Raw genomic sequence first — 14,699 nt, forward strand, 5'->3', positions numbered from 1 at the left:
CGTGGGACGAGTGGGGCGCGGAGCCCCGCTGGGTTAAGCGTTGAACAACTACTTTGAAAATTATTCGGGAAGCCCGGGCAGTCTGCGTCGGGCATTGGAAAGGGGCCGACGATGGGATGGGGGTGGCCCAGTCTCATAAGCCGCCCATCGTCGACCCCCGATCAAGGAGCCTTTATGGCTACTTCGATTCTAGGCAATCGAGCTGAAACGATCCAATCGACGAGTCTGTGACGCCGGTGGGCTCAGTCCTGCTTGGCGGTGCCGTGGAAGTTTTGCTGCGCAGCCAGCAGGCCCTCGCGAAGGAGAAGTTCGGCAGCATCTGCCGCGTCGTCCACAAGGAACGGCAACTCTTTCTTTTCCGCCGTCGAGAAATCGCGCAGCACATGGTCTGCTGTTTCCATCCGCCCGGGCGGGCGCCCCACACCAATGCGCACCCGGTAGTAGTCCTTCGTGCCGAGTGCTTTGGACATGTCGCGAAGGCCGTTGTGACCGCCTTCTCCCCCGCCGATCTTTAGTTTGATCGTGTTGAAGGGGATGTCGATCTCGTCATGTAGGGCCACCACATGGTCCGGTGCGATCGAGAAGAAGTTGCACAGCGCCGCCGTCGGTCCTCCTGACAGGTTCATAAACGTCAGCGGCTTGGCCAGCACCACCCGGGGCCCTCCAATACCCAGACGCCCTTCCAGAATCTGGGAGTGGGTCTTGTGCGACTTGAATGAACCGCCGGTCCGAGCAGCCAGCACATCGAGGGCCATCTGGCCGACGTTGTGCCGGTTGCCGCTGTATCCTGGGCCGGGGTTTCCCAGACCGATTATCAGCCAGGTGTCGCTGCTCACGGGGAAGGTGCTCCTTGGTCGGTGGAGGAGATTAACGATTTTCCTAGGGATAGACCAAAGCCCCCGGCGAATGCGGAAAGCAGTCACCGGGGGCTTCGACGAAGCGTTGTTACTCAGCCGGAGTTTCGGCGGACGGTGCTGCGGCTTCGGCCGTCTCGGCTTCAGGCTCGGCCACAGCCGGCGCGGAGACCGTAGCGATCACGGTGTCTTCCGGAATCAGCAGGCTCACGCCGGCAGGCAGTTCGATCTCGGTGGCGTGCACGTGCTCACCGACCTCGCGGCCTTCAACGTTGATGGTCAGGGCCTCCGGCAGGGCGGTCGCATCGGCTTCGACCAGGACGGTGAACTCTTCCAGATCGAAGACAGCACCGGCGGCAACTTCGCCGGCAACATGGATGTTGACGTCCACGTGCACCTTCTCGCCCTTGCGGACGGTCAGCAGGTCAACGTGCTCGATGATCTGGGCGATCGGATCGCGCTGGATGTCCTTGGCCAAGGCCAGGTGCTCTTCCCCGTCAACATCCAGGGTGAGCAAGGCGTTGGAGGTCCGCAGTGCCAGCGTGGTGGCCTTCTGCGGCAGCAGGACGTGCAGCGGCTCGGCGCCGTGGCCGTAGATGACGGCGGGGATCTGTGCGTTGCGGCGGGCGCGTCGTGCTGCACCCTTACCGAACTCGTTGCGTACTTCTGCTGCGAGCTTCTGCTCGGACATGGCGTTCTCCTTGTGCTGGGTGGTTCAGGGCGGGTGTCTAGAGACCGACCCGCCGCACCGAAACCAGTGCAGAGAAGCGAAGCTACTAGCCACCGTCGATAACGGAGAGTCGGTTCCGGCTCTCCCTCGCCTAGGCAATGGTGCCACTTTACCAGTCGGGCTCTCTCATCAAAAAATCAAGCCGGCGGCCCGGGGTTCGCCCAGTCCCTAAGGCCCTGGGCAGAGCCGTGCCATGGCAAAGGGGCCGACGGCGGCATTGGCCCGAATCTCCAGGCTTCCCATCGTCGGCCCCTCGCAGGGAGCTTGCCGACCGAGTGGAACTCAGCCGGCCACTGCGTCAGTTATTAGGCCTTGCCGTCGAACAGGCTGGTGACCGAGCCGTCCTCGAAGACCTCCCGGACTGCGCGGGCGATCAACGGGGCGATGGACAGGACCGTCAGCTCCTTGAAGTTTTTCTCGGGCGGGATCGGCAACGTATTGGTGACCACCACTTCCCTAGCGCCGCTTTCGGACAGCCTGCGGGCAGCAGGATCGGAGAACACTGCGTGAGTGGCCGCGATGATCACATCCTTGGCGCCGGCGTTCTTCAGAACCTGGACGGCACCGGAAATGGTTCCGCCGGTGTCGATCATGTCGTCGATTAGGACGCAGGTACGGTTCTCAACCAGGCCAACGACCTGCTTGGACACCGCCTGGTTGGGCACTGTGACGTCGCGGGACTTGTGCACGAAGGCCAGCGGCGCCCCGCCAAGGCGTTCGGCCCACTGCTCGGCGACGCGCACGCGGCCGGTATCGGGGGAAACCACCGTCACGTTATCCAGATCCACCCGGGTGCGGACATAGTCGGCCAGCAGCGGGATGGCCATCAGATGGTCGACGGGTCCGTTGAAGAATCCCTGGATCTGTGCGGTGTGCAGGTCCACGGAGATCAGCCGGTCGGCGCCGGCTGTCTTGTACATGTCCGCCACCAGGCGTGCGGAAATCGGCTCGCGGCCGCGATGCTTCTTATCCTGCCGGGCATACGGGTAAAACGGAGCCACAACGGTGATCCGCTTCGCCGAGGCCCGCTTCAGGGTGTCCACCATGATCAGGTGCTCCATCAGCCACTCGTTGATCGGGGCCGGGTGCGCCTGCAGGACGAAGGCGTCGGTACCGCGCACGCTTTCCTCGAACCGCACGTAGATCTCGCCGTTTGCAAAGTCGTAGGCGGAGGTGGGCAGCAGTTCGATGTCCAGCTCTTTGGCGATCTGCTGCGCCAGTTCAGGATGTGCACGTCCAGAAGCCAGTACCAGCCTCTTTTCGCCCTGTGCCTTGATTCCGCTCATGAAGGATCACTTTCTACAGTTGGAGATTGCGTGGAGGAGGTTTGTGAGGCGGCCTCCGCGGAGGAGCTGCCGGGGCGGTTCTTCTGTACCCACCCTTCCAGGTTTCGCTGCGGCGCAACGTTGACCGCAAGCGCACCGGCCGGGACATCCTTGCGGATGACGGCGCCGGCACCAGAATAGGCACCGTCACCGACCTGCACGGGGGCGACGAAAACCGTGTTGGATCCGGTGCGCACGTTGGAGCCGATAACGGTGCGGTGCTTCTTTTCGCCGTCGTAATTGGCAGTGATGTTGCCGCAGCCGATATTCGCGTTCTCGCCGATTTCTGCATCTCCGGCGTAGCCAAGATGGGACAGCTTGGCGCCCTTGCCAATGGTCACATTCTTGGTTTCGTAGAATGCGCCGATCTTGCCCTGCTCGCCCAGAACGGTGCCGGGGCGCAGGTAGGTGAAGGGGCCAACCTTGGCGCCGGGCCCGATCTCGGAGTCGGAACCGTGCGTCCTGACCACGGAGGCGCCCTCGCCCACGGTCACGTTCTTCAGCGTCGTGTCCGGCCCCACCACCGCGTCCGAGGCAACATGCGTGGACCCGTGCAGTTGGGTTCCCGGCAGCAGTGTCACGTCGGTCCCGAACGTCACTGTCGAATCGACCCATGTGGTCGCCGGATCCACAATGCTGACGCCGGAGCGCATGGCAGCATCCAGGATCCGCCGGTTGTGCTCGGCGCCCAAGGCTGCCAGCTGAACCCGGTCGTTGGCGCCCTCCACCTGCCACCGGTCAGCGGTGACGACGGCGGCCACCCGCCCGCCGTCGGCCCGCGCCAGCGAGAGCACATCGGTGAGGTACTTCTCGCCCTGGACATTGTCGGTGGTGATTTTGGACAGTGCACCGCGAAGCACCGCCGCATCGAAGGCATAAATACCCGAATTGACTTCGGGGATGGCCCGCTGGTCCTCGGTCGCGTCCTTGTGTTCCACAATCCCCTGGACGCTGCCGTCCGCGGCCCGGACAATCCGGCCGTACCCGCCCGCATCGTCGAGGACCGCAGTCAGCACCGTGACGGCGTTGCCGCCGGAGGCATGCTCGGCGACCAGGTTCCGAAGCAAGTCGCTGGTCAGGAGCGGAACGTCTCCATACGTAACCACCACGGTTCCGTCCAGTCCGGACGGGAGGGCCTCCAGCGCCGCCTCCACCGCCCGGCCTGTTCCGGGAATTTCGTCCTGATCAACAATCAGGACGTCCGGGTCCAGTGCTGCAATGTGTTCCGCCACTCGGTCCCGCTCGTGGCGAACGACGGCGGCCAGCACCGTGGGTGCGAGGCCGCGGGCTGCGGCGAGGGCATGGCCCACCATGGAAATACCGCCGATCTCATGCAGGATCTTCGGCTTCTTGGACTTCATTCGGGTGCCCGCCCCCGCGGCCAGGACAATGACCGCTGCCGGTGATAAAGCTGTTGTGACGTTTTTTTGGTGGACGTCCTGGGGGCTCACTAAGTGGCACTCCTCGCTGCGCTGATTCCGGTGTAGCCGGAACATTGGGGTTAACGGCATCTTATCTGCCACAACACCGCACGTTCACCGGCCGGTGATCGTTCCGCCCATAGGATTCGAACCTATACTCCACAGCTCCAAAGGCTGGGGTGCTGCCATTACACCAGGGCGGAATGTGCCGCGCAGGATTGCCTCCTCGGCACAAGTGTCCATTTTGCCACGATTTCCGACCCCGATGCGACTTGGCGTCGGACCGGTGTCGTTTGGGTGAGACCGCCTGCCGCTATCGACCGGCCGTGAGCGGTTGCCACCCGCTAGACGGGCCCTCGCACCGCTGGCCTTCCAACGGCCATTCGGTGTCAGGCAACTACTCAGCCGTGGCTTATTCGGGGAGTGCCGACGACGCCACGCTGGTGAGGGCACCGTCCGCTTCATCTGCCCCCGCGGGGAGCCGTGCGCCGCTGCGCAGCAGCTGGGCGATCCGCTTCGCTGACACGGGTTTACTGAAATAGAACCCTTGGCCGCCGGTGCAGCCCAGATCGCGCAGTTGTTCGGCCTGCTCCTGCGTCTCGATTCCTTCGAAAATCGCGTCGAGGCCTGCCGCACGGATGAGCTGGAGCACCGCGGCGATGAATTCCTGCTGCGACCCGTCGGCCGAGTGCGTGGCAATGATGGAACGGTCGACTTTGACCAGGTCGACCGGCAGCTCGCGCAGATAGCTGATCGAAGAGTAGCCGGTGCCGAAATCATCGATTTCGATCCCGATGCCGAGCTTGCGCAGGGCGAGCAACGAGTACGTCTCAACTTCACCGCCGGTGACCAAGCCGGTCTCGGTGATTTCCAGGACCAGTGATTCGGCGGCTATCCCGGAGTCCCTCAAGACACCGCGGACATGATCCACCAGGTCGATCCGCTGCAGTTCCGCGACGGAGAGGTTGACCCGGATTTGGAACCCGGGGTCTAAATCCAATTCCGCCGACCACTCGGCAAACTGATGCGCCGCGGCAGAAAGAGTCCACCGGCCCAGATCAATGATCAGGCCGGTCTGCTCGGCCATCGGAATAAAGTCGCTGGGCATGACACGTCCCCGGACCGGGTGGTTCCACCTGACCAGTGCTTCCACTCCAAGCGGGCAGCCGGTGCTCAGCTCCACCACCGGCTGGTACTCCAGCTCAAAGCCCCCCGTGGCTATGGCCCCGCGAAGTTCGGACGCAATTTGGTTGTGCAGCTGCCGCGCTTGCAGCATGTGCGACTGGAAAATCTTGATGCGATTCTGCGGATCTTTCTTCGCCTCATACATTGCTGTATCCGCGTCGAGCAACAAGCTTTGTGCACTCTGACCTGTATCGGCCACCCGTACGCCAATACTGGCTTGGGGCCACACGGTCAGCTCATCGAGCCGAATATCGTCGTTCAGGACCCCCAGGATCCTGTGGGCGACCTGAAGCGCGAGATCCGTTGTGGCTCGGGGCAAGAGGATGGCGAATTCGTCTCCACCCAGCCGCGCCACTGTGTCTATATCGCGCACGATGGACCGGAGCCTGTTCCCCACCACGGTCAGCACGCGGTCTCCGGCGTCGTGGCCGAAGCTGTCGTTGACTTGTTTGAAGGAATCCAGATCCAGCAGCAGCAGCGCCGGAGTCCTCTGGCCGGACCGTGCATCCTCAAGGGCTGCGGCCATTTCGTTGGCCAAGGCCGTACGGTTGGCCAGACCCGTCAGGGCATCGGTCAGTGCCATGCGGCTCATATCCCGATGAGCCTGCCGCAGCTCCGCAGTGCGGGTTTCAACGCGCTGCTCCAGCTCCGAGTAGCTAAGCTCCAGTTCCTCCGCCAGGAGGTTAACTCCGGTGATCACGGCGTCGATCTCGTCCCGCGCTGCCGAAGGCTCGATCCTTGTGGTCAGGTCGCCGCCGGCCAGGCTAACCATGCCGTCGACCAGTTGCTGGAGCCGCGGGTCGGGATTATGCGGCATTATCCCGTTCCAGCCACTCAAGGGCCTGCGGTTCGGAGTCAAAATAGCGGACGGGGCATTCTGAGGGTTCGGCTCCCAGCACGAAATTAGCTATCACCCGGTCTACGGGTGACTCGCCGACCAAGGCGATCGCGGACGCATTCGTCTGCCGGCCAAGCATGGACCGTGCCATCCGCGAGATGGAAGCCACACCCTTCAACCGCATGAGTACCCGGCAGGGCTGGCCGCCCGAAAGCACCTGAAGCCGTGAGGAGGTACTGACGGCAACTTCGTCGGTGAAAGCAGCGCCCCGCGGAAGGTCGACGCTGATGATGCCGTCTCCGGAACGGCTGATGTCAGCAGCAGCGGCGCGGGCCGCGTCGACTACGCGGCCCATACAGCCGGGTTGTCGTTAGATACTGCTCCCATAACCCTTTCGGGCCAGCCATGACCTAACACGTGCATCCGCTCCCCAACGATTCGAAGGGAGCCTGAGCTCCCATCCAACAAATTCAGAACTTACTGCTTCAACGCCGCAACGGCTTCCGCCATTTGTTCATAGCGTAAACGAACGTTGTTCACGACACGCCCAATGACACGACGAATAATACATTCATGAGGCTTGAGGAAATCCTGCGATTTCGTCCGCAATCTGGTCCGCACGATCCTTCGCACCTGACTGGATGAAATAGGCCTGGCTGTCCTTTAAGTGGCGGAGGGCGGCATCAGCATCGCCTTTTACTTGAAGCGTCTTGCTCAGAAGCAAGTTGGCTTCGCCCGCCGTTTGATGAGCCATCGACGGCGACTCCACACAGATCGGCACCAGCAGTTGCGCCGCTTCATCTACCTCGCCCCGCTGAAAGTGCCAGTGAGCCCGGTTCAATTGGTTCAGCCGGCGGACATCATCGGTCAAACCGATGATCGAAGCAGCCAATTCTGCACGGTCCATACAATCTTCCGCCTCAGTGTCGGCAATTCCGGCAGCGAACCTCATAGCTGCCGAGGCCCTATTGAACCAAGCCCAGAGAGAAAGATCGTTCGACGGGGACAGGTGTTCGGCCGCTAGCTGGTGATACCGCACACCTTCGTTTGGGTCCTGGCGCAGGAAGGCCACATTCCCAACCGCCCAGTATCCCTTTCCCGCCATCTGAGCGTCGTTCGAGGCGTCCAGCACCTTGATGAGAGACTGGCATTGCTGCCACGCTTCATCCATTCGGTCGTTTTCTGCCAAGGCAGCAACAAGCGCCGTTAGGGCTGCGATACAGATCTCGCTGCGCAATTCAGCGGATTCACAAAGGGCAACAGCCGAGGTCGCAAACTCAAGGGCGTCAGCCAGTTCACCAGCTCCCTGAGCAGCGACTGATTTTATCGTCAACACGCGGGAGAGCAATTCAGGCGAGGCAGTTGTCAGCCCGTCCGCTTCCAGCGTCTCGGCCGTGCCAATGCAGTCGTAGTAGCGGCCCAAATCTCGGAAGCATTCAGCCTCCAAGAAAGTCATATGCCACCATGTCCCTCGGTCGCCATCACAAGCAGCCTGCTCTGCGCGTGCTCTGGCGATATTCCTAGCCTCCACATAGTCTCGCTTCGCAAACGCATCCCGTGCCCTCAGCTCAAGCAATACGCCGTCGCCAGCACCAGCAGCTATCACCATGTGCGGTCCCTCCCGATTTTTTGCCATCCACGCAGATCAGACGACTCTCGAGTCGATCATATTCGCTATGTGGCCCGTATTTGGGAGCGACGAAATGTGTCGTTTCACCTCTAGCCCACGGACTGCCTGCTCTGTACACTTGCATTGTCGGCACATCCTGCATGGATTTGCAGATCCGTGCATAATAAGTGAATGAGGGGTCCTATGAAGAAGTTTTCCGCAACCATTCTGGTCGCAGCCGTCCTTGCAGTGGTCGGCGTAGCTGCGCCCGCCGCAGCTGCAGATTCCTCTAATTTGTCCAACGTTGTTGTGCAAAGCAAGACCATCGATGGTGGCTTCAGCATCAATGCAGGCAACTGGCCGCACTAAGTTGTTGAGGGCGGAGCACGTTCCGCTCAACGGCCAAGGCCGTGGCATGCATCTTCAGATGCGTGCCACGGCCTTTGTGCTTTAAGAAACGGTGACGGCGCCGGTGGATTCGGCCGCGTGGTGCTGACCATCGCCTGAGAGCGGCAGGGTGATGGTGAATGTGGTGCCAACCCCGACGGTTGATTCGACGGAAACGCTGCCGCGGTGCTGGTCCACCATTCCCTTGACGATTGCCAGGCCCAGGCCGGTGCCTTGAATGGCGTGTGCGTTGGACGCGCGGTAGAAACGGGAAAACAGTTGCGGCAAATCATCGTCCGGGATGCCGATCCCGCTGTCGGCGACCGTAACGATGGCGCAGGGAACACCGTCGTCGTTATGAGTGCCCGAGCCAACGGTGACACGCACTGCCCCGTCCTGAGGAGTGAACTTGACGGCGTTGGACATGATGTTGGCAAAGACCTGCTCAAGCATTTTGGCATCGCCGTCCGCAGCCAGCCGGGTGTCCAGCCCCTCGCTCACCAGTTGGACGTTTTTGGCCTGGGCCGCCGGTTCCAAGGCGGTGGCCACCATGCGCAGCAGCTGCGGCAGGTCCACCGGTTCTGTCTTTAATCCGCTGCTCTGGAAATCCATCCGGGACAGGGTCAGCATGTCTTCAATCAGCTCACGCAGGCGGGTGGCATTCCGACCGACGACCTTGAGCATCCGGGCCACAGACTCCGGGATTTCACCGGCATCCCCGTCCAGCACCAGCTCCAAGTAGCCGGTGATTGACGTCAGCGGCGTCCGGAGCTCGTGGTTGACGGTTGCCACGAAGTTGGACTTTGCCTGGTCCAGTTCACGGAGCTTTTCCACGACTTCTTGCTGCGCCGTGATGAGGTGACCCTGGATGAGCCCGTGGGCCAGGTTTCCGACCACATGTTGGAGCAGCGATACTTCGGCCGGGGACCACGCCCGTGGCTGCCCGTGGCGGATGAGGCAAATCAGTCCGAATGCTTTCGATCCCTGTCCCAGGGGCGCCAGCATCGACGCCTTCCCCCGCGCGGTGGCAAACCACTCCATTACACCGGGGTGCTCGGTCAAGTCGATCCTGCCATTGTCGGCCGACGTGAGGACGCTGCCCTTGGTCCAGAGAGCGGAGGCCAACTGCAGCACCTCATCCTCGGTACGGTGCGGCATGTCCATGGTGTCGTGGGCGGCGTCGCTGGCCCACTCGGCGGCGGTGTGCGGCACTCTTTCGTCATCCAAGGTGCGGATCCACACCTGATCGGTTTCGAAGGCCGCGCCGATCCCGCGCAGCGCGAGCGTGATCATCTCTTGCGGGTCGTTGGTGCTGCGGATACCCTCGGAGACGCGGCGGATTTGGTCGCGGAGGACAGCCACACCGTTGCGCTCACGGCGCCGGTGTTCCGATCTGGCGAGGGTCACACGTACGCGGTTAACCACGTTGGATGCCGATAGCGGCTTGATCAGGTAGTCCGAGACGCCCATTTCATAACCGCGTTCGACCAGCGGCAGTTCGTCTTCGGTGGCCATCAGCATCACTCGCCATTGGGCCCCGGCCTGGCGGTCGGAAAGCCTGCGCACGGCTTCCATCCCTGCCAGTGACATGTCGCCGGCGTCCACCAGGAGGATGTCCGGTGGATTTCGCTGCAGCTCATCCAAGACCTGGGCCGCGGTGGCATAATCCGTCACGGTCATTCCGGCAGCTTCGAGGGCTGTGCGCAGGAAGTCACGGTTTGCGGCATCGGATGCGCCGACCAGTACCGTTGGGCGAACTTCAGTCCCGAGCTCACCTGCAACGGTCCGCACGGCAATTCCTCCTGCTTTGAATGCGGCCCGGCGTTGTCCCGGCCCCCTGACATTATGAATGAAGACTAGCAGTGCCCCTCGACGGGAAATGGCAGATTACGGCAGGAGTTCGGGAGCCACCGCGAGGACACCGGACACCGGACGGCGAACGCCCGCCGGGGGCACCGCCGAGTCAGCCGGCGACGTCCACGCTGCCGAGGGTGCGCAGCCGGCTGGCAATGCGGGAGACGTCCACCGCGGACCGGCTGGCTGACGGTCCCAGGTCCAGCGGCTCAGCGCTGATGAGCGTCAGCGGCACATCGGCGTCGTAGAGGATGTCCACGATATTGCTCAAGCGTTGCCAGCCGTTCATGCTGATGTGGTCGCGGCGCGGCACTCCGGAAATGACCCAGGCCGCGGAGTGCGGCAGCAGCGCCAAATAGTCGGAGGCGGCGGTAGGACCTTCGCACAGGTCTTGGAAGTCGAACCACACTTCATCCGCGGTGCACCGGAGAACGGGAATCGGTTGGCTCCCCGGGCGCAGTTCCTGAGCTTCGGCCTCGGACGGCCACTCAAGACCCGCGTCGGCGACCCGAGGGTCGTTGGGTCCACCTGGGGCGAGCACCATGGCGCCGTCGCTGAACCGCCCAAGGCGGTCACCGCCGTCGTCATCCTGCCCGCGGGACTGCCCGAGCCTCAGCATGCGGTAGTCCATGGGGCCGGCGATGGAGGCGATGTGCATGGTTCGGCGGATCAGCGCAATGGTCGGCTCGAACAGGGCGTGGAAGTCTTCGCTGGGCATTAGCTGCTCGGGCGGATAGTTGGACGTGGCCACCAGCGTGATGCCGCGGCGGTGGACCTCGCGCAGCAGGCGAGCCAGCAATTGGCCGTCGCCGGGATCGTGTACATGGAATTCGTCCACCACCAGCAGGGTGCAGTCCTGCAGCAGCACGTCGATGGCCATGTCTACGGCGCTGGCACCCGGCGGCCGGCTGGCCGGGTCCTGCGCATCGCGCCGGTGGGCATGCAGCTGGCGGAAGAGGTCGTGGAAATGCCAGCGCTTCTTATCCGGCAGGTCCACGGCGTCGAAGAATCGTTGGGCCAGCCAGCTCTTGCCCCGCCCCACCGGACCCCACAGATAGAGCCCGCGGCGCTTTCCCGGAAGCGGCAAGGCACTCGCCGTCAGTCTGGCGCCGGTGTCGGCCAGCAGGCGCGCAGCCTCCTGCTGGTCTCCATCCAAGCGGAAGCCGGCTGTGGAGGCTGCGTGTTCGAAATGGTCGAGCAGCCGCTGGCGGGTGCGAGCCTTGCCGGGCCGGCCGGCCGCAGTGTTTCCTGCGTCCACGCAGGCCCTCCTTCTCCCGATTCCGACAACGTGTTGACCTTGGCAGTCAGTCCGCTCGGGCCGGGAACCAGCTTAACAGCGGCAGGGCGCCCCGGCCTCCCTTCCGGGAAGCACAGAGCGCCCTGCTGTGCGATACGTCAAGCGGCCAGCGGCCGCGATGTACGCAGGTTAGTTGGCAGCTACAGCGGCGGCGCGGACAGACTCCATGGCCTTGGTCCACGGGACGAGCTGGTCGATCATCGGGGCCAGGGAGCCGGCGTTCTGCTCGGTCGGCTTGAAATCGGCGAAGTTCTCGAAATCGGTGAACAGCGAGAACATGACCTGGTTGCGCACGTGGGCAATCTGCAGCTCGGACAGGATGTTGCGCAGGTGCTCGGCGGCGCGGGCGCCACCCATGGAACCGTAGGAAACGATGCCGGCGGCCTTGTTGTTGAATTCAACGTTCAGGTAGGACAGGGCGTTGGTCAGGGCCGGCGTGACGGTGTGGTTGTACTCGCCGGTGACGAAGATGAAGCCGTCGAACTCGGCGATCTTGGCCGACCAGGTCTTGGTGTGGTCGTTCTGGTAGTTCTGGTAGGCAGCCGGGTAAGCTTCGTCCAGCAGGGGCAGGTTGAAGTCGGCGATGTCGACAACCTCGAACTCGGCGTCGGTGCGAGCGGCGGCCTGGGCGAGAACCCAGTCGGCAACCTGCTTGTTGACTCGACCCGGACGGGTGCTGCCGGTGACGATAGCGATCTTGGTCATGTAATGAACCCCTTCGAGGTCTGGTCCCGACGCGTCCCAACTGTTGACACGTCATCGTTTTGTTGACACGTCAATCATGCAACAGGGAAACTTGATCTGTCAACCAAAGAAGAGAAAGGCGCACCGTGAACTCCGACACCCGTTGGCTGAACGATCATGAGCAGGAGGTCTGGCGCGCCTTCCGCGAACTGCTGTGGGGATTTGAGTCGGCGATGGACCGCCAGCTCCTGCGGGACTCCGACCTTTCCGGTGTGGAGTATTCGGTGCTGGCTTCCCTCTCGGAGGCTGACGACGGCGTCATGCGCGCCCGGGACATTGCGCAGCAGTTGGACTGGGAACGCAGCCGGCTCTCCCATCTGCTCAAGCGGATGGAGGCCCGCGGGCTGGTGGAGCGGGTCACCTGCGCCACCGACGCGCGCGGTTTCAACATCTCGATGACTTCGGCCGGCTGGAACGCCATCCGGCAGGCTGCACCGGGCCACGTGACCTTTGTGCGGGAGAACGTCTTTGATCCGCTGTCCGATGCCGAACGCGAGGCGTTGTTGTCCGCCACCACCAAGATGCAGCAGTCCATCCGCGACGCCGGCCTTTGGGGGAACACCAAAAAGTCGTCCTGAGCGTCAGGCTCACTCGAGGATCTCGGAGACCTCCAGCCACTCCAGCTCCAGGCCTTCCTTCTCCTCGGCGATCTCCTGGAGCTTCCGGTTCATCTCCGCCAGCCCGGAAAAATCGACGTCGGCCTTGGCGCCGGCGGTGTGCATCTGCTCCTTGAGTTTGTCCTCCTGCTGGGCCAGCTTGCCCAGCTGGCGTTCAATCCGATTGAGGTCCTTCTTGGCCTGGCGCTTGTCGGCTTCGCTATGGACGGTGCCGGGAGCCGTCTCAGCCGCGCCGCTTGCCGGAGCCGGCGAGGACTTGCCGGCGAGCGATGCCTCGCGCAGCTCGAGGTACTGGTCCACTCCCCCGGGCAGGCCGCGGAGCTTGCCGTCGCCCAGCAGCGCCATTTGGTGGTCGGTCACCCGCTCCAGCAGGTAGCGGTCATGCGAGACCACCACCAGCGTGCCCGGCCATCCGTCCAACACGTCCTCCACCGCGGCCAGCGTGTCCGTATCCAAGTCGTTGGTGGGCTCGTCCAGCATCAGCACGTTGGGCTCGCCGACCAAGAGCCGCAGCAACTGCAGCCGCCGCCGCTCACCTCCAGAGAGGTCGCGCACCGGCGTCCACTGTTTTTCTTTGGAAAAGCCGAGCTGTTCCACCAGTTGGCTGGCTGACACCTCGCGTCCGCCAATGTTGAAGACCTGACGTTCGCGCTGGATCACTTCCACCACACGCAGATCCATGACGTCGTCGAGTTCGCGGACCTCCTGGGTCAGCATGGCGGTCTGCACCGTCTTGCCCCGCTTGACCTTGCCGACCGTGGGCTGGATCTCGCCGTTCAGCAGCCGAAGCAACGTGGTCTTGCCCGCGCCGTTGACTCCCACCAGGCCGAGCCGTTCACCCGGCGCCAGCCGCAAGGTGATGTTGTCGAAGAGCGGGCCGGCTCCGCCGTCGAGATCTCCGCGCGCTTGTTCCTCGCTTGATCGATCACCGGGCCGGGGCGGCGGGGTGTAGGAGACGTGTTCCAGGTCCAGCACGTCTTTACCGAGCCGAGCGGTGGCCATCTTGTTCAGCGCCACCGCGTCCCGGGGCTCGGGCACATCGGCAATCAGTTCATTGGCGGCTTCGATCCTGAACTTCGGCTTCGCGGTCCGGGCCGGGGCCCCGCGCCGCAGCCAGGCCAGCTCCTTCTTGACCAGCTGCTGCCTTTTCCCTTCGACGACGGCGGCAGTGCGGTTGCGTTCGGCGCGAGCCAGGACATAGGCGGCATAACCGCCGTCGAACGGATCCACTACACCGTCATGGACTTCCCAAGTCCGTGTACACACTTCGTCCAGGAACCAGCGGTCGTGGGTGACCACCAGGAAGGCACCCTCATTCGGGCGCCACCTGGTCTTGAGGTGCCGGGCCAGCCAGGCCACGCCCTCGACGTCGAGGTGGTTGGTCGGCTCGTCGAGCATGATCACGTCATGCGGCTCGATCAGCAGCTTGGCGAGGGCAACCCGGCGGCGCTGCCCGCCGGACAGCGAGGACACCGCGGCATGCCAGTCGACGTCGCCCACCAGACCTTCCATGATTTCGCGGATCCGCGGGTTGGACGCCCACTCGTGCTCGGCTGCCTCGCCCACGATCGCCACGCCGACCGGCAGGTCGCCGTCGAGCACGTCCTGCTGGTCCAGGTAACCCACGTTGACGTCGCCGCGCTTGGTGACCCGGCCGTCGTCGGGCGTGCTGCGCTGCGACAGCAGCCGCATCAGGGTGGACTTGCCGTCGCCGTTGCGCCCCACCATGCCGATCCGGTCGCCCTCGTTCAGGCCGAGGGACACCGAATCCAGGATGGTGCGGGTGGCAAAGGAGACGCTGACGTTTTCTGCGCCGAGCAAGTGGACCAAGGGTGCTG

General features: G+C 63.4%; 13 protein-coding genes and 1 tRNA gene. 2 read left to right on the forward strand and 12 right to left on the reverse strand.

Annotation, left to right across the window (positions count from 1 at the left end; genetic code table 11):
• Nucleotides 1–242: 242 nt before the first annotated feature.
• The 8 genes from pth to AB0N75_RS14540 all read right to left on the reverse strand — a co-directional run bounded on the left by pth (nucleotide 243) and on the right by AB0N75_RS14540 (nucleotide 7,809).
• Complete coding sequence (pth, locus tag AB0N75_RS14505; RefSeq protein WP_364651201.1) at nucleotides 243–836, reverse strand: aminoacyl-tRNA hydrolase; 594 nt, start codon at nucleotides 834–836, stop codon at nucleotides 243–245.
• 109 nt (nucleotides 837–945) lie between these two features.
• Complete coding sequence (locus AB0N75_RS14510) at nucleotides 946–1,545, reverse strand: 50S ribosomal protein L25/general stress protein Ctc (RefSeq protein WP_364651203.1); 600 nt, start codon at nucleotides 1,543–1,545, stop codon at nucleotides 946–948.
• 344 nt (nucleotides 1,546–1,889) lie between these two features.
• Nucleotides 1,890–2,870 (reverse strand): ribose-phosphate diphosphokinase, encoded by a 981-nt coding sequence (locus AB0N75_RS14515; protein ID WP_364651206.1) that lies wholly within the window; start codon nucleotides 2,868–2,870, stop codon nucleotides 1,890–1,892.
• The gene (glmU, locus tag AB0N75_RS14520) at nucleotides 2,867–4,405 is read right to left on the reverse strand and encodes a bifunctional UDP-N-acetylglucosamine diphosphorylase/glucosamine-1-phosphate N-acetyltransferase GlmU (RefSeq protein WP_364651292.1); all 1,539 of its coding nucleotides are present in this window, start codon (nucleotides 4,403–4,405) and stop codon (nucleotides 2,867–2,869) included. The genes AB0N75_RS14515 and glmU overlap by 4 nt, the downstream gene beginning before the upstream one ends.
• A gap of 56 nt (nucleotides 4,406–4,461) precedes the next feature.
• Nucleotides 4,462–4,533 (reverse strand) — tRNA-Gln (locus AB0N75_RS14525).
• 209 nt (nucleotides 4,534–4,742) lie between these two features.
• Nucleotides 4,743–6,332: an EAL domain-containing protein gene (locus AB0N75_RS14530; protein WP_364651209.1), complete on the reverse strand. Its 1,590-nt coding sequence runs from the start codon at nucleotides 6,330–6,332 to the stop codon at nucleotides 4,743–4,745.
• Nucleotides 6,322–6,708 (reverse strand): STAS/SEC14 domain-containing protein, encoded by a 387-nt coding sequence (locus AB0N75_RS14535; protein WP_364651212.1) that lies wholly within the window; start codon nucleotides 6,706–6,708, stop codon nucleotides 6,322–6,324. Before AB0N75_RS14535 ends, AB0N75_RS14530 begins: the two co-directional genes overlap by 11 nt.
• Before the next feature lie 216 nt (nucleotides 6,709–6,924).
• Nucleotides 6,925–7,809: a hypothetical protein gene (locus AB0N75_RS14540; RefSeq protein ID WP_364651215.1), complete on the reverse strand. Its 885-nt coding sequence runs from the start codon at nucleotides 7,807–7,809 to the stop codon at nucleotides 6,925–6,927.
• Between the two features lie 345 nt (nucleotides 7,810–8,154).
• On the opposite strand from AB0N75_RS14540, the gene AB0N75_RS14545 reads away from it, so the two are divergent.
• Complete coding sequence (locus tag AB0N75_RS14545; RefSeq protein WP_364651218.1) at nucleotides 8,155–8,331, forward strand: hypothetical protein; 177 nt, start codon at nucleotides 8,155–8,157, stop codon at nucleotides 8,329–8,331.
• A gap of 81 nt (nucleotides 8,332–8,412) precedes the next feature.
• Here AB0N75_RS14545 and AB0N75_RS14550 read toward each other — a convergent pair whose 3' ends face one another.
• The 3 genes from AB0N75_RS14550 to AB0N75_RS14560 all read right to left on the reverse strand — a co-directional run bounded on the left by AB0N75_RS14550 (nucleotide 8,413) and on the right by AB0N75_RS14560 (nucleotide 12,205).
• Nucleotides 8,413–10,140: an ATP-binding protein gene (locus tag AB0N75_RS14550; protein ID WP_364651221.1), complete on the reverse strand. Its 1,728-nt coding sequence runs from the start codon at nucleotides 10,138–10,140 to the stop codon at nucleotides 8,413–8,415.
• Nucleotides 10,141–10,312: 172 nt separating this feature from the next.
• Nucleotides 10,313–11,461 (reverse strand): cell division protein ZapE, encoded by a 1,149-nt coding sequence (gene zapE / locus AB0N75_RS14555; protein WP_364651223.1) that lies wholly within the window; start codon nucleotides 11,459–11,461, stop codon nucleotides 10,313–10,315.
• A gap of 168 nt (nucleotides 11,462–11,629) precedes the next feature.
• Nucleotides 11,630–12,205 (reverse strand): NAD(P)H-dependent oxidoreductase, encoded by a 576-nt coding sequence (locus AB0N75_RS14560; protein WP_364651226.1) that lies wholly within the window; start codon nucleotides 12,203–12,205, stop codon nucleotides 11,630–11,632.
• A 125-nt stretch (nucleotides 12,206–12,330) separates the two neighbouring features.
• Between AB0N75_RS14560 and AB0N75_RS14565 the strand changes: the two genes are divergently transcribed.
• On the forward strand, nucleotides 12,331–12,822 hold the full coding sequence (locus AB0N75_RS14565; RefSeq protein ID WP_364651229.1) for a MarR family winged helix-turn-helix transcriptional regulator: 492 nt from the start codon (nucleotides 12,331–12,333) through the stop codon (nucleotides 12,820–12,822).
• Between the two features lie 9 nt (nucleotides 12,823–12,831).
• Here the strand turns inward: AB0N75_RS14565 and AB0N75_RS14570 are convergent, their stop codons facing one another.
• Nucleotides 12,832–14,691, reverse strand: coding sequence for an ABC-F family ATP-binding cassette domain-containing protein (locus AB0N75_RS14570; RefSeq protein WP_364651232.1), 1,860 nt, complete (start codon nucleotides 14,689–14,691; stop codon nucleotides 12,832–12,834).
• Nucleotides 14,692–14,699 lie beyond the last annotated feature (8 nt).

The sequence above is a fragment of the Arthrobacter sp. NPDC089319 genome (genome assembly GCF_040684925.1).
Classification (GTDB): Bacteria; Actinomycetota; Actinomycetes; order Actinomycetales; family Micrococcaceae; genus Crystallibacter.